General features: G+C 67.1%; 15 protein-coding genes and 1 tRNA gene. 3 read left to right on the top strand and 13 right to left on the bottom strand.

Annotation, left to right across the window (positions count from 1 at the left end; translation table 11 throughout):
• Positions 1 to 31: 31 nt before the first annotated feature.
• From SMIR_RS14750 to SMIR_RS14800, 11 genes are all read right to left on the bottom strand, one after another.
• Entirely contained in the window at positions 32 to 3,931 is a 3,900-nt protein-coding gene (locus SMIR_RS14750; protein ID WP_060901496.1) for a DNA-directed RNA polymerase subunit beta', read from the bottom strand.
• Between the two features lie 113 nt (positions 3,932 to 4,044).
• Positions 4,045 to 7,530 (bottom strand): DNA-directed RNA polymerase subunit beta, encoded by a 3,486-nt coding sequence (gene rpoB, locus SMIR_RS14755; protein WP_060901497.1) that lies wholly within the window; start codon positions 7,528 to 7,530, stop codon positions 4,045 to 4,047.
• Between the two features lie 638 nt (positions 7,531 to 8,168).
• A complete protein-coding gene (gene rplL, locus SMIR_RS14760; RefSeq protein WP_067367157.1) occupies positions 8,169 to 8,552 on the bottom strand; it encodes a 50S ribosomal protein L7/L12 in 384 nt (127 codons plus the stop codon).
• 124 nt (positions 8,553 to 8,676) lie between these two features.
• Positions 8,677 to 9,207: a 50S ribosomal protein L10 gene (rplJ, locus tag SMIR_RS14765; protein WP_060901499.1), complete on the bottom strand. Its 531-nt coding sequence runs from the start codon at positions 9,205 to 9,207 to the stop codon at positions 8,677 to 8,679.
• A gap of 360 nt (positions 9,208 to 9,567) precedes the next feature.
• Positions 9,568 to 10,419 carry an SCO4651 family lipoprotein gene (locus tag SMIR_RS14770; protein ID WP_212728360.1) on the bottom strand — a complete coding sequence of 284 codons (852 nt, stop codon included), beginning with the start codon at positions 10,417 to 10,419 and terminating at the stop codon, positions 9,568 to 9,570.
• Positions 10,420 to 10,594: 175 nt separating this feature from the next.
• A complete protein-coding gene (locus tag SMIR_RS14775; RefSeq protein WP_168494604.1) occupies positions 10,595 to 11,530 on the bottom strand; it encodes an SCO4651 family lipoprotein in 936 nt (311 codons plus the stop codon).
• 154 nt (positions 11,531 to 11,684) lie between these two features.
• Positions 11,685 to 12,410 carry a 50S ribosomal protein L1 gene (gene rplA / locus SMIR_RS14780; RefSeq protein WP_099942858.1) on the bottom strand — a complete coding sequence of 242 codons (726 nt, stop codon included), beginning with the start codon at positions 12,408 to 12,410 and terminating at the stop codon, positions 11,685 to 11,687.
• A gap of 94 nt (positions 12,411 to 12,504) precedes the next feature.
• Entirely contained in the window at positions 12,505 to 12,939 is a 435-nt protein-coding gene (gene rplK / locus SMIR_RS14785) for a 50S ribosomal protein L11 (RefSeq protein ID WP_030359033.1), read from the bottom strand.
• 168 nt (positions 12,940 to 13,107) lie between these two features.
• On the bottom strand, positions 13,108 to 13,983 hold the full coding sequence (gene nusG, locus SMIR_RS14790) for a transcription termination/antitermination protein NusG (protein ID WP_168494601.1): 876 nt from the start codon (positions 13,981 to 13,983) through the stop codon (positions 13,108 to 13,110).
• Between the two features lie 78 nt (positions 13,984 to 14,061).
• Positions 14,062 to 14,343, bottom strand: a complete 282-nt coding sequence (gene secE, locus SMIR_RS14795) for a preprotein translocase subunit SecE (protein WP_067367170.1) — start codon at positions 14,341 to 14,343, stop codon at positions 14,062 to 14,064.
• A gap of 107 nt (positions 14,344 to 14,450) precedes the next feature.
• Positions 14,451 to 14,523, bottom strand: a tRNA-Trp gene (locus tag SMIR_RS14800).
• 247 nt (positions 14,524 to 14,770) lie between these two features.
• On the opposite strand from SMIR_RS14800, the gene SMIR_RS14805 reads away from it, so the two are divergent.
• Positions 14,771 to 15,997 (top strand): pyridoxal phosphate-dependent aminotransferase, encoded by a 1,227-nt coding sequence (locus SMIR_RS14805; RefSeq protein WP_099921157.1) that lies wholly within the window; start codon positions 14,771 to 14,773, stop codon positions 15,995 to 15,997.
• Positions 15,998 to 16,126: 129 nt separating this feature from the next.
• Positions 16,127 to 17,167 (top strand): adenosine deaminase, encoded by a 1,041-nt coding sequence (locus SMIR_RS14810; protein WP_168494599.1) that lies wholly within the window; start codon positions 16,127 to 16,129, stop codon positions 17,165 to 17,167.
• Here SMIR_RS14810 and SMIR_RS14815 read toward each other — a convergent pair.
• The gene (locus tag SMIR_RS14815) at positions 17,112 to 17,831 is read right to left on the bottom strand and encodes a hypothetical protein (protein WP_212727103.1); all 720 of its coding nucleotides are present in this window, start codon (positions 17,829 to 17,831) and stop codon (positions 17,112 to 17,114) included. The genes SMIR_RS14810 and SMIR_RS14815 overlap by 56 nt on opposite strands.
• 51 nt (positions 17,832 to 17,882) lie before the next feature.
• Positions 17,883 to 18,494 (bottom strand): TetR/AcrR family transcriptional regulator, encoded by a 612-nt coding sequence (locus SMIR_RS14820; RefSeq protein ID WP_168494595.1) that lies wholly within the window; start codon positions 18,492 to 18,494, stop codon positions 17,883 to 17,885.
• 126 nt (positions 18,495 to 18,620) lie between these two features.
• Between SMIR_RS14820 and SMIR_RS14825 the strand changes: the two genes are divergently transcribed.
• Positions 18,621 to 19,253: an NAD(P)-dependent oxidoreductase gene (locus SMIR_RS14825; protein WP_168494593.1), complete on the top strand. Its 633-nt coding sequence runs from the start codon at positions 18,621 to 18,623 to the stop codon at positions 19,251 to 19,253.
• Positions 19,254 to 19,356 lie beyond the last annotated feature (103 nt).

Consider the following 19,356-nt stretch of genomic DNA (forward strand, 5'->3'; position numbering starts at 1 on the left):
TGGCCGCCCTTCAGTACTTCAGACGTACGCCTTACTGGTTGTACGGACCGTAGTCGTAGTCCTCCAGCGGAACGGCCTGGCCGGAGCCGGTGCCGAACGGCGAGTAGTCGATGTCGTCGTAGCCGACGGCCGAGTACATCGCGGCCTTGGCCTCTTCGGTCGGCTCGACCCGGATGTTGCGGTAGCGGGACAGACCCGTACCGGCCGGGATGAGCTTACCGATGATGACGTTCTCCTTGAGGCCGATCAGGGAGTCGGACTTGGCGTTGATCGCCGCGTCCGTCAGAACCCTGGTCGTCTCCTGGAAGGACGCCGCCGACAGCCACGACTCGGTCGCCAGCGAGGCCTTGGTGATACCCATCAGCTGCGGACGGCCGGAGGCCGGGTGGCCGCCTTCCTGGACCACACGACGGTTCTCGGTCTCGAACTTCGAGCGCTCGACCAGCTCGCCGGGCAGCAGCTCCGCGTCGCCCGACTCGATGATCGTCACGCGGCGCAGCATCTGCCGGATGATGATCTCGATGTGCTTGTCGTGGATCGACACACCCTGCGAGTTGTAGACCTTCTGGACCTCGCCGACCAGGTGGACCTGGACGGCACGCTGACCCAGGATGCGCAGCACGTCGTGCGGGTTGGTGGCACCCACGGTGAGCTTCTGGCCCACCTCGACGTGCTCGCCCTCGGACACCAGGAGCCGGGCACGCTTCGAGATCGGGAACGCCGTCTCGTCGCTGCCGTCGTCCGGGGTGACGACGAGCTTCTTGGTCTTCTCGGTCTCCTCGATCCGCACGCGGCCGGAGGCCTCGGAGATCGGGGCGACACCCTTCGGCGTACGAGCCTCGAAGAGCTCGACGACACGGGGCAGACCCTGGGTGATGTCGTCACCGGCCACACCACCGGTGTGGAAGGTACGCATCGTCAGCTGGGTACCGGGCTCACCGATGGACTGGGCGGCGATGATGCCGACCGCCTCACCGATGTCGACCAGCTTGCCGGTGGCCAGCGAACGGCCGTAGCACATGGCGCAGGTGCCGACGGCGGACTCGCAGGTCAGGACCGAACGGGTCTTGACCTCCTCGATGCCGTGCTTGACCAGCTCGTCGATGAGGACGTCGCCGAGGTCGGTGTTGGCCGGGGCCAGCACCCTGCCGTCGACGGTGATGTCCTCGGCCAGCGCACGTGCGTACACGCTGGTCTCGACGTTCTCCGCCTTGCGCAGGACACCGTCCGCGCCGCGCTCCGCGATGTGCAGCTTGAGGCCACGGTCGGTGCCGCAGTCCTCCTCGCGGATGATGACGTCCTGGGAGACGTCGACCAGACGACGGGTGAGGTAACCCGAGTCGGCGGTACGCAGAGCCGTGTCCGCCAGACCCTTACGAGCACCGTGCGTCGAGATGAAGTACTCCAGCACCGACAGGCCCTCACGGAAGGAGGCCTTGATCGGACGCGGGATCGTCTCGTTCTTGGCGTTCGACACCAGACCACGCATACCGGCGATCTGACGCATCTGCATCATGTTTCCTCGGGCACCCGAGTCAACCATCATGAAGATGGGGTTCGTCTTCGGGAAGTTCGCGTTCATCGCCTCGGCAACCTCGTTGGTCGCCTTGGTCCAGATCGCGATGAGCTCCTGAGTGCGCTCTTCCTTGGTGATCAGACCGCGCTCGTACTGCTTCTGGACCTTCTCGTCCTGCGCCTCGTAGCCCTTGACGATCTCCTTCTTCGCCTCGGGAACGACGACGTCGGAGATGGCCACGGTGACGCCGGAACGGGTCGCCCAGTAGAAGCCCGCCGCCTTCAGGTTGTCGAGCGTCGCCGCCACGATGACCTTGGGGTAGCGCTCGGCCAGGTCGTTGACGATCTCGGAGAGCTGCTTCTTGCCCACCGAGTAGTCGACGAACGGGTAGTCCTCGGGCAGCAGCTCGTTGAAGAGCGCACGGCCCAGGGTCGTACGGAGGCGGAAGGTGTCACCCTGCTGCCACTCGGGCTCGCCCTCCTCCTGCGCCGGCGGGGTCCAGCCGCGCGGCGGGATGGTGCCCACCGGGAAGCGGATGTCGACGGCCGACTGGAGCGCGAGCTCCCCGGCGTCGAACGCCATCGTCGCCTCGGCGGTCGAGCCGAAGGCACGGCCCTCGCCCTTGACGTCGCGCAGCTCGCCGTCCGTGGTCAGGAAGAACAGACCGAGGACCATGTCCTGGGTCGGCATCGTGACCGGGCGGCCGTCGGCGGGCTTGAGGATGTTGTTCGAGGACAGCATCAGGATGCGGGCCTCGGCCTGCGCCTCCGCGGAGAGCGGCAGGTGGACGGCCATCTGGTCACCGTCGAAGTCCGCGTTGAACGCGGTGCAGACGAGCGGGTGGATCTGGATGGCCTTGCCCTCGACCAGCTGCGGCTCGAAGGCCTGGATGCCGAGGCGGTGCAGCGTGGGCGCACGGTTCAGCAGAACCGGGTGCTCGGCGATGACCTCTTCCAGGACGTCGTACACGACCGTGCGGCCGCGCTCGACCATCCGCTTGGCGCTCTTGATGTTCTGCGCGTGGTTCAGGTCGACCAGGCGCTTCATCACGAACGGCTTGAAGAGCTCCAGCGCCATGGCCTTGGGCAGACCACACTGGTGCAGCTTCAGCTGCGGACCGACGACGATCACGGAACGCGCGGAGTAGTCCACACGCTTGCCGAGCAGGTTCTGACGGAATCGACCCTGCTTACCCTTCAGCATGTCGCTGAGGGACTTCAGCGGACGGTTGCCGGGGCCCGTGACCGGGCGACCACGACGGCCGTTGTCGAAGAGCGCGTCGACGGCCTCCTGAAGCATGCGCTTCTCGTTGTTCACGATGATCTCGGGGGCACCGAGGTCAAGGAGTCGCTTCAGACGGTTGTTGCGGTTGATCACGCGGCGGTACAGGTCGTTCAGGTCGGAGGTCGCGAAGCGGCCACCGTCCAGCTGCACCATCGGACGCAGGTCCGGCGGGATGACCGGCACGCAGTCGAGCACCATGCCCTTGGGGCTGTTGCTGGTCTGCAGGAACGCGGAGACGACCTTGAGGCGCTTGAGCGCACGGGTCTTCTTCTGGCCCTTGCCGGTGCGGATGATCTCGCGAAGGCGCTCGGCCTCCTCGTCGAGGTCGAAGGACTCCAGGCGCTTCTGCAGCGCCGCGGCACCCATCGAACCGTCGAAGTACGTGCCGAAGCGGTCACGCAGCTCGCGGTAGAGGAGCTCGTCGCCCTCAAGGTCCTGGACCTTCAGGTTCTTGAAGCGGGTCCACACCTCGTCGAGACGGTCGATCTCGCGCTGCGAACGGTCACGCAGCTGCTTCATCTCACGCTCGGCACCCTCGCGCACCTTGCGGCGCACGTCGGCCTTGGCACCCTCGGCCTCGAGCTCGGCCAGGTCGGTCTCGAGCTTCTTGGCGCGGGCCTCGAGGTCGGCGTCGCGACGGTTCTCGATCTGCTGACGCTCGACGGAGACATGCGCCTCCAGCGAGGGCAGGTCGCGGGTGCGGCGCTCCTCGTCGACGAACGTGATCATGTACGCCGCGAAGTAGATGACCTTCTCGAGGTCCTTCGGGGCGAGGTCGAGCAGGTAGCCCAGACGCGACGGAACGCCCTTGAAGTACCAGATGTGGGTGACGGGAGCGGCCAGCTCGATGTGGCCCATCCGCTCGCGACGCACCTTGGCGCGAGTGACCTCGACGCCGCAGCGCTCACAGATGATGCCCTTGAAGCGGACACGCTTGTACTTACCGCAGTAGCACTCCCAGTCCCGGGTCGGACCGAAGATCTTCTCGCAGAAGAGTCCGTCCTTTTCGGGCTTGAGGGTGCGGTAGTTGATGGTCTCGGGCTTCTTGACCTCGCCGTGGCTCCACTGACGGATGTCGTCAGCGGTGGCCAGACCGATCCGGAGCTCATCGAAGAAGTTGACGTCGAGCACTATGCGTCAATCCCTCTCAGGGTTGTAAGTCTTGGGGTCTGAAACGGGGGTCCTGGGGCCGGCAGGCCTTTGTCACCTTTTCCACAGGTGGTCAAAGGCCCGCCGAACTCCCGTCAGACCTCTTCGACGCTGCTCGGCTCGCGCCGGGACAGGTCGATGCCGAGCTCCTCCGCCGCGCGGAAGACGTCCTCGTCGGTGTCACGCATTTCGATGGACATACCGTCGCTGGACAGCACCTCCACGTTGAGGCAGAGAGACTGCATCTCCTTGATGAGCACCTTGAAGGACTCGGGGATGCCGGGCTCGGGGATGTTCTCGCCCTTGACGATGGCCTCGTAGACCTTCACGCGGCCGGTCACGTCGTCGGACTTGATGGTCAGCAGCTCCTGGAGGGCGTAAGCGGCGCCGTACGCCTCCAGCGCCCACACCTCCATCTCACCGAAGCGCTGGCCACCGAACTGAGCCTTACCACCCAGCGGCTGCTGGGTGATCATCGAGTACGGACCGGTCGAGCGGGCGTGCAGCTTGTCGTCGACCAGGTGGTGGAGCTTGAGGATGTACATGTAGCCGACCGAGATCGGCTCCGGGAACGGCTCGCCAGAGCGGCCGTCGAACAGCGGCGCCTTGCCGGACGGAAGCACCATGCGCTCGCCGTCGCGGTTCGGGATCGTGTGGTTCAGCAGACCGGCCAGCTCGTCCTCACGCGCACCGTCGAACACGGGGGTGGCGACGTTGGTGCCGGGGGCGACCACATCGGCCTCGATGGCCTGCAGGCGCTGCGCCCAGTCGTCCGCGAGACCGGAGACGTCCCAGCCGCGGCTGGCGAGCCAGCCGAGGTGGATCTCCAGCACCTGTCCCGGGTTCATTCGGGACGGGACACCGAGCGGGTTGAGGATGATGTCGACCGGGGTGCCGTCCTCCAGGAACGGCATGTCCTCGATCGGCAGGATCTTGGAGATGACACCCTTGTTGCCGTGACGGCCGGCGAGCTTGTCACCGTCCGTGATCTTGCGCTTCTGCGCCACGTAGACACGAACCAGCTGGTTCACGCCCGGCGGCAGCTCGTCGCCCTCTTCACGGTCGAAGACGCGGACGCCGATGACCTTGCCGATCTCGCCGTGCGGCACCTTCAGCGAGGTGTCGCGCACCTCGCGCGCCTTCTCACCGAAGATCGCGCGGAGCAGGCGCTCCTCCGGGGTCAGCTCGGTCTCACCCTTGGGCGTGACCTTGCCGACCAGGATGTCGCCGGCGACGACCTCGGCACCGATGCGGATGATGCCGCGCTCGTCGAGGTCGGCGAGGACCTCCTCGGAGACGTTCGGGATGTCCCGGGTGATCTCCTCGGGGCCGAGCTTGGTGTCACGGGCGTCGACCTCGTGCTCCTCGATGTGGATCGAGGAGAGGACGTCGTCCTGCACGAGGCGCTGCGACAGGATGATCGCGTCCTCGTAGTTGTGACCCTCCCACGGCATGAACGCCACGAGCAGGTTCTTGCCGAGCGCCATCTCGCCGTTCTCGGTCGCCGGGCCGTCGGCCAGAACCTGACCGGCGACGACCCGGGCGCCCTCGTCCACGACAACCTTCTGGTTGACGGAGGTGCCCTGGTTCGAGCGGGAGAACTTGTGCAGGCGGTACGTGGTGTACGTGCCGTCGTCGTTGGCGGTGGTGACGTAGTCCGCGGAGACCTCCTGGACCACACCGTCCTTCTCCGACTTCAGTACGTCACCGGCGTCGACCGCACAGCGGTACTCCATGCCGGTGCCGACCAGCGGCGCCTCGGACTTGATGAGCGGCACGGCCTGACGCATCATGTTCGCGCCCATGAGGGCACGGTTGGCGTCGTCGTGCTCGAGGAACGGGATCATGGCGGTCGCGACCGACACCATCTGGCGCGGCGAGACGTCCATGTAGTCGACGTCCTCACCGGGGACGTAGTCGACCTCTCCACCACGACGGCGGACCAGGACGCGGGACTCCTCGAAGCGGAGCTCGTCCGTCAGCGGCGCGTTGGCCTGCGCGATGACGAATCGGTCCTCTTCGTCGGCCGTGAGGTAGTCGACCTCGTCGGTGACGACACCGCCGGTGACCTTGCGGTACGGCGTCTCGACGAAACCGAACGCGTTGACGCGGCCGTAGGAGGCGAGCGAGCCGATCAGACCGATGTTCGGGCCTTCAGGGGTCTCGATCGGGCACATGCGGCCGTAGTGCGAGGGGTGCACGTCACGGACCTCGAAGCCGGCCCGCTCACGGGAGAGACCACCCGGGCCAAGAGCCGACAGACGGCGCTTGTGGGTGAGACCCGACAGCGGGTTGTTCTGGTCCATGAACTGCGACAGCTGGCTGGTGCCGAAGAACTCCTTGATGGAGGCGACGACCGGCCGGATGTTGATCAGGGTCTGCGGCGTGATCGCCTCGACGTCCTGAGTCGTCATGCGCTCGCGGACGACGCGCTCCATACGAGCCAGACCCGTGCGGACCTGGTTCTGGATGAGCTCGCCGACGTTGCGCAGACGACGGTTGCCGAAGTGGTCGATGTCGTCCGTCTCGACGACGATCTGCGTGCCGTTGTCACCGACGGTCTCGGTCTCACCGGCGTGCAGCTTCACCAGGTACTTGATCGTCGAGATGATGTCCTCGACGGTCAGGATCCCGGCGTCCAGCGGGGCCTCGCCGCCCAGCTTCTTGTTGACCTTGTAGCGGCCGACCTTCGCGAGGTCGTAGCGCTTCGGGTTGAAGTAGAGGTTCTCAAGAAGCGTCTGCGCGGCCTCGCGGGTCGGGGGCTCGCCCGGACGCAGCTTGCGGTAGATGTCGAGCAGCGCGTCGTCCTGGCCCTGGGTGTGGTCCTTCTCCAGGGTGGCGCGCATGGACTCGTACTCGCCGAACTCCTCGAGGATCTGCTCGGTCGTCCAACCGAGAGCCTTCAGGAGAACGGTGACGGACTGCTTGCGCTTGCGGTCGATGCGGACACCGACCATGTCGCGCTTGTCGATCTCCATCTCCAGCCAGGCACCCCGGGACGGGATGACCTTCGCGGAGAAGATGTCCTTGTCGGACGTCTTGTCGATCGAGGAGTCGAAGTAGACGCCCGGCGAGCGGACCAGCTGCGACACCACGACACGCTCGGTGCCGTTGATGACGAAGGTGCCCTTGTTGGTCATGAGCGGGAAGTCGCCCATGAAGACCGTCTGGGACTTGATCTCGCCGGTCTCATTGTTGGTGAACTCGGCAGTGACGAAGAGCGGGGCCGCGTACGTGAAGTCGCGGTCCTTGCACTCGTCGATGGAGTTCTTCGGGGGCTCGAAGCGGTGGTCCCGGAACGTCAGGGACATCGACCCGGAGAAGTCCTCGATCGGGGAGATCTCCTCGAAGATCTCCTCCAGACCGGACTTCGTGGGGACGTCCTGTCCGTTGTCCAGAGCCGCCTCGACACGAGCCTTCCACGCGTCGTTGCCGAGCAGCCAGTCGAAGCTCTCGGTTTGCAGCGCAAGAAGGTTCGGAACCTCGAGGGGCTCCTTGATCTTTGCAAAGGAGATGCGCAGCGGGGCGGTGCTGGCGCCGTTGTTCGTATTCGCGGTCGAGGCAGTGCGCGAGGCGGCCAAGAGGGGGTCCTTCCGAGGGCTCGGACTCACTACGCGCGTACCGGCCCCCCACTGTGGGCACAGAGACAGTCCGTTCCCGATTCAGCCAAAAGGCCAGGTCAGGGATGATCTAGTCATCGGTGCTCACGCGAGGGCATGCCCCTGGTGACGGGCAGGAGGCAGCTAACAGGCAGCGCAAAGGGTCAGTGTAGCCACTAGGCCCACTGATGTCCAGTCCCGGTTTTTTGAGACCATCGTTGTTCTCAACACCTGCGGCAAGCCACGCCCTCAATGCACATCGATACTGCCCTCTTCGCCACCGATCCATGCCTCGGATCCGGATCGTTGTGACGACGCGTCCTGAGAATTGCGCGCTGCGTGCGGTTCGTCAAGGCCCCCCATGCCCTAAGCAAGTGCCGCGATCGTCACGTGCAACCTGTCTTGCAGCCCGTCTTGCAGCCCGTCACGGGCTCGGCCGGAGGCACAACGAAGATCACCATACTCGTCGCCACCGACAGTGCAAGGCAGCCGCCGCCGGACCCCCAGGAACCCCGAAGAGCGACCACCCAGATGGGTGATCGCTCTTCGGTGCGTCAGCGTTACAGGTCCACTAGTGGCCCTGTATCAGCTCGCGAGGGGCCCTCAGCGGGCCCGTGGGACTACTTGACCTCGACGGAGGCGCCGGCGCCCTTGAGGGACTCGGCAGCCTTCTCGGCGGCCTCCTTGGCGACCTTCTCGAGAACGGGCTTCGGGGCGCCGTCCACGAGGTCCTTGGCCTCCTTCAGACCCAGGGAGGTCAGCTCACGCACGACCTTGATGACCTGGATCTTCTTCTCGCCGGCACCCGTGAGGATGACGTCGAACTCGTCCTGCTCCTCGACGGCCTCGGCAGCGGCGGCGGGGCCGGCCGGACCGGCAACGGCGACCGCGGCGGCGGCGGTGACGTCGAACTTCTCCTCGAACGCCTTCACGAACTCGGAGAGCTCGATGAGGGTCATGTCCTCGAACTGCGCGAGCAGGTCTTCCTGGCTGAGCTTCGCCATGATGGGCGATCCTTCCACTTATTCGGCTGGTGCCGGATGTACATGTGAGGCGGGCGTACTTTCGGCCCGCTGCGACCACTGCCTAGACGGAACTGCTTAGGCGGCGATCAATGCGCGAGCCGAATTACTCGGCACCGCCCTGCTCGGCCTGCTTGGCACGAAGAGCGTCCACGGTGCGGACGAGCTTCGAGGGGAGCGCCTGGAAGAGCTGGGCAGCCTGAGTCTGCTTGCCCTTGAAGGCACCCGCCAGCTTGGCGAGCAGAACCTCGCGGGACTCGAGGTCCGCAAGCTTCTTGATCTCGTCGGCGGACAGCGCCTTGCCGTCAAGGACACCGCCCTTGATGACGAGGTTGGGGTTGTCCTTGGCGAAGTCACGAAGACCCTTCGCGGACACCACCGGGTCACCGGTGATGAACGCGACCGCCGTCGGACCGTTGAACAGGTCGTCGAGCGTGGAGATCCCGGCCTCGTTGGCCGCAATCTTGGTCAGCGTGTTCTTCACCACGGCGTACTGGGCGTCTTCACCGAGCGAACGACGCAGCGTCTTGAGCTGCGCCACGGTGAGACCCCGGTACTCGGTCAGCACAGCGGCGTTCGAGCTGCGGAACTGGTCCGCGAGCTCGGCTACCGCGGCAGCCTTGTCGGGCCTTGCCATAGAGCGTCGGCCTCCTTCCGGGTGATGAGGACCGCTCAGAAGGGGCTGGGCAAAACGAAACGCCCCGGCGCAGGCGCACGGGGCGTAGCTCGACCGGTATGTCCGCAAGCTGGGCAAGCGAACTCCGGGAGCACATCCACGGTCACCTACGCGGGTCGTCCGCAGTTTCAGCGGATCCTTCGGCCGCCCTGCCCTCTCGCGAGCGCAAGGCAACGACCAGCGGTCTTTGGCTTCTGGGGAACAGTACGTGACGCGGTCGCTGTCAAGCAAATCCGCTCGACAGCGCCTCGTCCCGGCAGTCGACGGCGCCTCGGCTCAGCGGCGCACGGCGCCTCGGCTCAGCGGCGGTTCGGTGCCGGATCAGCCCTTCTGGGCGTCCTTCATCAGCTGCGCGAGGTCGACGGTGTCCTTGGCGGGCGGGGCCTTCACCGTCACCGGCTTGTTGTAGTCGAGGAAGACCATGGTCATGTCGAGCGGGCCCTTGTCGGAGGCGGCGCGCACCCGGACCTGCTTGGTGTGGTCGTCCGGCCCGACCCACATGTCCATCGTGAGCTTGTCGGCGCCCAGCTCCTCGTACTGCTTCAGGCTCTTCTCGCGCTTGTCCCGCGTCGCCTTGTCCTTCTTCTTGAGGTCGGCGCGGAGTTCGTCGAGGGTGACCGTGCCGTTGTAGTGGGTGGTCTGCACGCCGTCGATCTTCTCGGTGCCGACCTTCTTCACGTCCTTGGAGCCGGTCAGGTAGGTGGACGCCTGAGACGGGTCCTGGTCGGCCTGGTCGGAGAGCTTGCTCGCGTCGATGCCCGCGGAGCCGTCGGCGCCCTTGGCCATCCCGGAGATGTCGAACTTCATCCAGCTCTTGCCGTCCATCTCCTTGGCGGCGGCCGCGCCCCCGCCCAGGTACATCGCCCCGTCGACGACCCGGATCTCCATCTTGCCGTCGGCGCCCTGGTCGAGAGCGGTCATCTTCATGCTCATGGCCAGCGGCTTCATGCTCATCGACGCCTGGGCCTCGACGCGGCCCGTCTCCGGGACCTTGCCGGTCATCCGGTAGCTGAGCGAGGTGATGGCCTCGCTGTTCTTCGCCGCCTTGGCCACGGCCGCCGCGGGCGTCATCTTCGGCGACTCGTCGCCCTTCGCACAGGCGACGGCGCCCCCTCCGAGGACCAGGGCCGCGAGTGCGGCCCCCGCCGCTCCGTGCCGTACGGAGTCACGCACAGAAAACATCAGGATCCCCCCAGGGAACACATGAGCGATACACAGACTGCGCCAGCAGCGTAGCCCAGGGAGGTTCGAGCGTCTCCTGAATTCTTTTGAGTTTCTTGGTACTCGAGTTTCTTGGTACCTGGACCTCTGGGCACCTGGGCACCCGGTCCTCCAGGCGCCTGGAGCCTCAGCTCGTGGTGCCCGACCCGCTCGAAGTGTCGCCGCTGCCCGGCGTCAGGCCCTGCGTCTTCAGCAGGTCCTTGAAGTCGGCCGTGTCGCTCGCCGGGGGCGCCACGGCGGAGACCTTCACTCCGTAGTCGCTGTAGTACGTCGTGGAGGACATCGTGCCGCTCGACATCTCGCCCTTGGAGACCGCCTTGACGAGCAGGTCCTTGCCGTTGACCCAGATGTCGACGTCCTCCGTCGTGATGCCGGCCTGGGTGAACTGCTTCTTCAGGTCGGCGAGTTGGCTCGCGGTGAGGTGCGAGCTCTTGGCCGCGAGGTCCGAGACGTTGACCGTGCCCGCGTAGTGCGTGGTCTTCTCGCCGCGGACCGTCTCGTCGCCGACCTTCTTCACATCGCCGGAGGCCAGCAGGAGCTTCACCGACTGGTTCGGCGAGTTGTTCTGCATCTGGTCCTTCAGGAACGCGCCGGAACCACCCGCGAGCTTCGCCAGGTCGTCGTACGCGTACTTGATCCAGTGCTTGCCGCCCACCTGCTTGGCGAACGCCTCGCCCATCCTGGCGTAGTAGGCGTCCGACAGATAGCGGGCCTGCATGGAAGTGCTGCCCGTCTTGCGCATCGTCTCGGCCATCGTGCCGCCGGTGTACGTGATCGTCATGTCACCGGTGAGGCCGTTGCCCCAGCCCATGGAGCCGTCCGACTTCATGGACATCAGCGTGCCCAGGCTCATCGTGGACTCGATCCTGGCGGAGTCGGCGCCGTCGGTGGACTTCTCGGCGGACTGCAGGGCCGCTATGGGGCTGACGTGAGTCGTGCCCTGGGCCGCCTTGTCGTCCTTGCCGGAGCCTCCGGAGGAGCCCGAGGAACAGGCGGCCACCCCCGCCAGCGCGCTCACCAGCGCGATCGAAAGGGTCACTCGGCGCACGCGCGTGCTCTTCATTCGTCCCACCCCTATGCGAATCCTGAGAGCTGCACGCTAACGCAGCCCACTGACACACGTATCCAAGAATGGGGACGGGCCCCGCACCTCGAAAGGTTGCGGGGCCCGTGCCAAGAACGCGTATGCGACGCGGTCACCGTGGTGAGCGGAAGGCTCAGACGGCGGCCGGGTCCTCCTCGACGAGGAGGTTGCGGGTGCGGTTCGGGTCGACCGGAACGCCGGGGCCGATCGTGGTGCTGATCGCGGCCTTCTTGATGTAGCGCCCCTTGGCGGCGGACGGCTTCAGACGAAGGATCTCGTCCAGCGCGGCGCCGTAGTTCTCCACCAGCTTGGTCTCGTCGAACGAGGTCTTGCCGATGATGAAGTGCAGGTTCGAGTGCTTGTCGACGCGGAACTCGATCTTGCCGCCCTTGATCTCGGTCACGGCCTTGGCCACGTCCGGGGTCACGGTGCCGGTCTTCGGGTTCGGCATCAGACCACGCGGGCCGAGGACACGGCCCAGACGGCCGACCTTGCCCATGAGGTCCGGGGTGGCGACGACGGCGTCGAAGTCCAGACGGCCCTTCGACACCTCGTCGATGAGCTCGTCGGAGCCGACGATGTCGGCGCCCGCGGCGAGTGCGGCCTCGGCACGGTCACCGGTCGCGAAGACCAGGACCCGGGCGGTCTTACCGGTGCCGTGCGGGAGGTTCACGGTGCCGCGGACCATCTGGTCGGCCTTGCGCGGGTCTACACCCAGGCGGAAGGCGACCTCGACGGTGCCGTCGAACTTGCTCGTGGAGGTCTCCTTGGCGAGACGGACGGCCTCGAGCGGGGCGTAGAGCTTCTCCCGGTCGATCTTGGCGTCCGCAGCGCGGAGAGACTTGCTGCGCTTGCTCACTACTGCTCCTGATGTGTTCTGAGGAGTCGTGGTACGGACCGAGCAGGCCCTGCCACGTGCGACTCACGCCGCATGGTTCCTACGAAGGTGGGTGTCAGCCCTCGACCGTGATGCCCATGGAACGGGCGGTGCCGGCGATGATCTTCGACGCGGCGTCCAGGTCGTTGGCGTTGAGGTCGGGCATCTTCGTGGTGGCGATCTCGCGGACCTGCGCCTGGGTGATCTTGGCGACCTTGGTCTTGTGCGGCTCGCCGGAGCCCTTCTCGACACCCGCGGCCTTGAGGATCATCTTGGCGGCCGGCGGAGTCTTGGTGATGAAGGTGAAGGAGCGGTCTTCGTAGACCGTGATCTCCACCGGGATGACCCAACCGCGCTGCGACTCGGTCGCGGCGTTGTAGGCCTTGCAGAACTCCATGATGTTGACGCCGTGCTGGCCCAGCGCCGGGCCGACCGGCGGAGCCGGGTTGGCCGCGCCGGCCTGGATCTGGAGCTTGATAAGCCCCGTGACCTTCTTCTTCTTGGGAGGCATGTGCTCTCTCCGGGTCCTAGTGAGAGTTTTCAGCTTCCGCCCGGTTCATCCGGATGGAGGCATACCGCACAACGATAACGGGTATCCATGCGCGGCCAAAAACCGAGCAGGTCAGACGGGCTGTGTGAGCCCGTCTGACCTGTTCGGAAGACGTACGTCCAGAAGGTGTTAGTTCTTCTGGATCTGGTCGAACGAAAGCTCGACCGGGGTCTCGCGACCGAAGATCTCCACCAGGCCCTTGACCTTCTTGGAGTCGGCGTTGATCTCGTTGATGGTCGCCTGCAGCGTGGCGAACGGGCCGTCCGTGACGGTGACCGAGTCGCCGACCTCGAAGTCCAGCACCTGGACCTCGACCTTGCGCTGCGGAGCGGGCTTGCCCTCGGCCTCGGCGGCCTCACGGGCGGCCTTCTCCTCGGCCTCCGGGGCGAGCATCTTGACGATCTCGTCCAGCGTCAGCGGGTACGGGTCGTAGGCGTTGCCCACGAAGCCGGTGACACCGGGAGTGTTGCGGACGACACCCCAGGACTCGTTCGTCAGGTCCATGCGGACCAGGACGTAGCCCGGGAGCTTGTTCTGCTTGATCGTCTTGCGCTCGCCGTTCTTGATCTGCGCGACTTCTTCCTGCGGCACCTCGGCCTGGAAGATGAAGTCCTCGACGTTCAGCGAGACTGCGCGCTGCTCGAGGTTGGTCTTCACGCGGTTCTCGTAACCGGCGTACGTGTGGATGACGTACCACTCGCCGGGGAGCGTGCGCAGCTCCTCGCGCAGTGCGGTGACGGGGTCGACGGGCTCGGCCTCTTCTTCGGCCTCTTCCTCGTCGCCTTCCTCGGCGTCTTCAGCGAGGGCCTCGTCGGGAACGTCCTCGTCCTCGACGTCCTCACCGGACTCGTCCTCGACGTGCAGGGCCGCTTCCTCGGCGGGCTCGCCGGCGGCGGCATCGGCAGCCTCGAACTCGTCCACGACGTCCGCGCCCTCGACGATGTCGAGCTCGTCGTCAACGGACTCGACCGACTCGCTGGCATCGTTCAGGTTCGGGTCAGACACGGTGGCTGCTTCTTCCTGGATACATGGGGGTGGAACACGCGAAAGGGGGCGCCGGTGACGGCGCCCTTCGCTCTCGGCTCAGCCGAAGACGTACTTGGCGGCGTGGTTGAGCCCATAGTCAATCACGGTCACCAGGCCAATCATGATGACGACGAAGACAATCACCACTGTGGTGTACGTCGTCAACTGATTGCGAGTCGGCCAGACGACCTTGCGGAGCTCCGCGACGATCTGGCGGTAGAAAGTGGCAAGGCGCTTCAGCGGGCCCTTCTTGGCACGCTTACCGCCCTTGCGGGCCTTCTTCTGAGACTCGGGCGCCTCGGCATCAGGCATGTCGATGGAGCCCACGGCGTCCGTCACTCGTCCTCACCTGATTCCGGGTCGTGGCCGTGCCGCGCCCGGTTGAGCCGCACGGCGGTGCATTGCGGTACGTACATGCGCACACATCCTGGCGAAGGTGTGTGTAGCAGGGCCGGAGGGACTTGAACCCCCAACCGCTGGTTTTGGAGACCAGTGCTCTACCAATTGAGCTACGACCCTTTGTTTCCCCCAACGTACCGCATCCACCCGGATGCTCGGTGTGCATCGGATGAGTGCGACCGCTGAAGGCCAACGAGGTGAGAGTGTACGTGGTCCGGGGCCGGTCGTCGAACAGAAAGTGTCCGTACGGGCTTTGTCCGCCGAAGATCGACCGGCGAGGGGTCCGGATACGGACGGTTGTTCTCTTGTTGTTCAGTCTGTGAAACCCGCGTGCCGGGGGAGTTTCCGGTCTGAAACGATGGGGGCCATGAGCCCTGCAACCCCTCCCACCGAGCGCCGGGTCTCCGCCCGAGTCGGCGCGATCTCCGAGTCCGCCACCCTCGCCGTGGATGCCAAGGCCAAGGCCCTGAAGGCCGCCGGGCGTCCGGTGATCGGCTTCGGCGCCGGTGAGCCCGACTTCCCGACCCCGGACTACATCGTCCAGGCCGCCATCGAGGCGTGCTCCAACCCGAAGTACCACCGCTACACGCCGGCCGGCGGCCTGCCCGAGCTGAAGGCCGCGATCGCCGCGAAGACCCTGCGCGACTCCGGCTACGAGGTGGAGGCCGCCCAGGTCCTGGTCACCAACGGTGGCAAGCAGGCCATCTACGAGGCCTTCGCCGCGATCCTCGACCCGGGCGACGAGGTCATCGTCCCGGCGCCGTACTGGACGACGTACCCGGAGTCGATCCGTCTCGCCGGCGGTGTCCCGGTCGAGGTCGTCGCCGACGAGACCACCGGCTACCGCGTCTCGGTCGAGCAGCTGGAGGCCGCCCGCACCGAGAACACCAAGGTGCTGCTCTTCGTCTCCCCCTCCAACCCGACGGGCGCGGTCTACAGCCGCGAGCAGATCGAGGAGATCGGCCGCTGGGCCGCCGAGAAGGGCCTGTGGGTCCTGACGGACGAGATCTACGAGCACCTGGTCTACGGCGATGCGGAATTCCACTCCCTCCCGGTGGTCGTCCCCGAGCTCGCCGACAAGTGCATCGTCGTGAACGGCGTCGCGAAGACGTACGCCATGACCGGCTGGCGCGTGGGCTGGGTCATCGGCCCGAAGGACGTCGTCAAGGCCGCGACCAACCTCCAGTCGCACGCCACCTCGAACGTGTCCAACGTCGCCCAGGTCGCCGCCCTCGCCGCCGTCTCCGGCGATCTGACGGCCGTCGCCGAGATGCGCGAGGCCTTCGACCGCCGCCGCAAGACCATCGTGCGGATGCTCAACGAGATCGACGGCGTGCTCTGCCCCGAGCCCGAGGGCGCCTTCTACGCGTACCCCTCGGTCAAGGCCCTCGTCGGCAAGGAGATCCGCGGCAAGCGCCCCCAGGACACGGTCGAGCTGGCCGCGCTCATCCTGGAGGAGGCCGAGGTCGCGGTCGTCCCGGGTGAGGCCTTCGGCACCCCGGGGTACCTGCGTCTGTCGTACGCCCTGGGTGACGAGGATCTCGTCGAGGGCGTCAGCCGGATCCAGAAGCTCCTGGCCGAGGCACGGGACTGACGTTTTCGCGCTCCACGCGTGTGTGCGGGCCGTTTCCCTCCGGGGAGGCGGCCCGCTTCTTCGTGCGAGCAAGACCACTAACGGGGAAAGCGCTACCGGCACGGCGGGAACGTACGGCAGGATCCTGGGATGGAGCGCGTACGTGATCTCTCTGAACTGCCGAAAGCCCATCTGCACCTGCACTTCACCGGTTCGATGCGGCCCACCACCGTGCTGGAACTGGCCGACAAGTACGGCGTCCGGCTGCCCGAAGCCCTGACCGACGCCCTGACCAGCGGCGAACCGCCCAGGCTGCGGGCGACCGACGAGCGCGGCTGGTTCCGCTTCCAGCGGCTGTACGACGCGGCGCGGTCCTGCCTCAGAGAGCCCGAGGACATCCAGCGCCTGGTGCGCGAGGCCGCCGAGGAGGACATCAAGGACGGCTCCGGCTGGCTGGAGATCCAGGTCGACCCGACCTCGTACGCGCCCCGGCTGGGCGGGCTCATCCCGGCGCTGGAGATCATCCTGGACGCGGTGGACTCGGCCGTGCGGGAGACCGGGCTCGGGATGCGCGTCCTGGTGGCCGCGAACCGCATGAAGCACCCGCTGGACGCCCGCACCCTGGCCCGGCTCGCCGTGCGCTACGCGGACCGCGGCGTCGTCGGCTTCGGGCTCTCCAACGACGAGCGGCGGGGCATGGCGCGGGACTTCGACCGGGCCTTCGCGATCGCGCGGGACGGCGGGCTGCTGTCCGCGCCGCACGGCGGCGAGCTGACCGGCCCGGCGTCGGTCCGCGACTGCCTGGACGACCTGCACGCCACCCGGATCGGGCACGGTGTGCGCGCCGCCGAGGACCCGCGGCTGCTGAAGCGGCTCGCGGACCGCGGCATCACCTGCGAGGTGTGCCCGGCGTCGAACGTCGCCCTGGGTGTCTACGAAAAGGCCGAGGACGTCCCCCTGCGCACCCTCTTCGAGGCCGGCGTCCCGATGGCCCTCGGCGCCGACGACCCCCTGCTGTTCGGCTCCCGGCTCGCCGCCCAGTACGAGCTGGCACGCCACCACCACGGCTTCACGGACGCGGAACTGGCCGAGCTGGCACGCCAGTCGGTGCGGGCCACGGCGGCCCCCGAGGACGTCAAGGAGAAGCTGCTGTCGGGCATCGACGAGTGGCTGGCCGCCCCGGTCGCCTGAAGTGGGTGAACGGCGGATACGCCTGGAAGCCGATGTCCAGCTCGACATGACGGCCCTGGGACAGCGGCAGGTGCGGGGTGAGGGAGGCGACGAGCACGTCATGCCCCTTGGCGGCCCGCCTCCCACGCGGCCCGAACCCGGCCGCCGCCTCCAGGTACGTGGCGGCCGAGGCGAAGGTGTCCCGGGCCCCGAGGAGGAAGAGAGTCCCCGCGTGTACGGCCGGATGGATCCGGTCCCGCGCGTCGAGGCGGTCCCAGCTCTGCTCCCAACGCGCCACCCGGGCGGCCGCGTGGGTGACCGTGCGCTCCTCGTTCGTGCGCACGGTGAGCGGGGTGCCCTCCCGCAGCCGACGGCGCAGCTCGGGCCAGGCGGAGGCCCGCAGGCCCGGCGACCGGTGGGCGAGGACGAGGTCGACCGGCACCCCGGGCGCGTAGGCCCTGGGGATGCTCCGTCGCAGTGGGACGTACGCGATCGTGTGCCGGGAGAACGCGGCGAACGAGAAGAGCGCGGCGAGCCGGGCGAGTCCGTCATGGTCGCCCACGAGGTAGCCCCAGCCTTCGAAGGGGTCACTGAGCGTGGTGTGCCGCAGCGGCGGACGCGGCTGGACGACCCGGTAGGCGCGCGGGCCGACCCGCGGCGTGAATTCCGTGACGCTCAGCCGCACGGGGAGTGCCGCACGGCCGTGGGGGCTGGTCTCATCGGGCCAGGGTGACCGTCACGAGGGCTCGTCCGCAACGGAGATTCCGCCCAGCAACGTGCGGGCGATCGACGAGGCGAACTCGTCCACGGGCGGCGGCTTGCCCTCCTCCGTCGAGTCGTAGGCGAAGGCGCGCTGGGCGCAGGCGCCCAGCAGGAGCGAGGCCGCCGCGTAGGTGTCGACCCCGGCGCGGACCCGGCCCGCGTCCTGTTCGGCGCGGAGATAGGCGTCGAGGCCCCGGATGGGCATGTGGGGGCCCGATCCCATGGAGCGCATCGACTCCTCGTGCCGGCGCTTGAGTTGCGTTTCCGCGTACAAGGAGGCGGCGATCGGAAAACTCTGCTCGTAGAAGAGGGCCGCCTGGCGGGCGATCCCGGTGAGGTTCTCCAGGAGGGTGCCCCGGCCCGGCTCGGCCGCGAGGCCGGCCAGCAGCGGGGTCAGCTGGGGCAGGCGTTCCTTGAGCACCTTGACGAACAGTTCCTCCTTGCTCGGGAAGTACTTGTAGAGCGCCGCCTCCGAACAGCCCGCGGCCTTGGCGATCTCCTTGGTCGTGGCGCGGGCGAGGCCGACGGTGAGCATGAGCTCGTGCGCCGCGTCGAGGATGCGGATCCGGGCCGGTTTCTGCTGCATGGGCCCCAAGGATTCCATGGTCACCCCTGTTCGGCCTTGACGGGTGGGTGAGTGCTTACCCACCCTAGGAGCAAGCACTGGTGAGTGAATACTCACCCACCAGATCCACCCAGGGGGGATCACGTCATGAAATTCACCGTCTTCGGTGCCACCGGCGGCATCGGCCAGGAGATCGTCCGGCAGGCGCTGGGCTCCGGCCACCAGGTCACGGCCGTCGTACGGGATCCGACGCGGCTGACCGTCACGGGTGCGGGCCTGGAGGTGTTCCGCGCGGACCTCACTGACCCGGAGGCGCTGCGCCCCGCGGTCACGGGCCGGGACGCCGTCCTCTCCGGGCTCGGCGCCCGCACCCGCGGGGACGCCGGGATCGCCACCCGGCTGACCCGTACGGTGCTGGGCGCCATGGAGGCCGAGGGGGTGCGCCGCCTGCTGGTGGTGAGCGCGGGGCCGGTCGGCCCCGACCCCGAGGGCGCGGCGTTCGCCGACCGCGCCGCGCGGGGTCTGGTCTCGCTGATCCTGAAGGACGTCTACGCCGACCTGGCGGCCATGGAGGGCGAACTGGCCCGGAGTGCGACCGACTGGACGGTCGTACGCCCGCCGCGGCTGCAGAACAAGCCGGTGACCGGCTCGTACCGGACGGTCGTCGGGGGCTTCCCGCTCAAGGGCCGGTTCATCGGGCGCGCCGACGTGGCGCACGCCATGCTGGCGATGATCGACGACCCCGGGGCGGTGAAGCAGGGCGTCGGAGTCGCGTACTAGCCAGGACTCCGCCGAGTGACCTGGCGGCGTGCGCGAATCACCCTCCAGAGTTCCACCTCGAACTCTGTCCTGAGCTCAGTCCTGAGCTCTGTCTAGAGCTCTG

Origin of the sequence: Streptomyces mirabilis, assembly GCF_018310535.1 — a bacterium.
GTDB lineage: Bacteria > Actinomycetota > Actinomycetes > Streptomycetales > Streptomycetaceae > Streptomyces.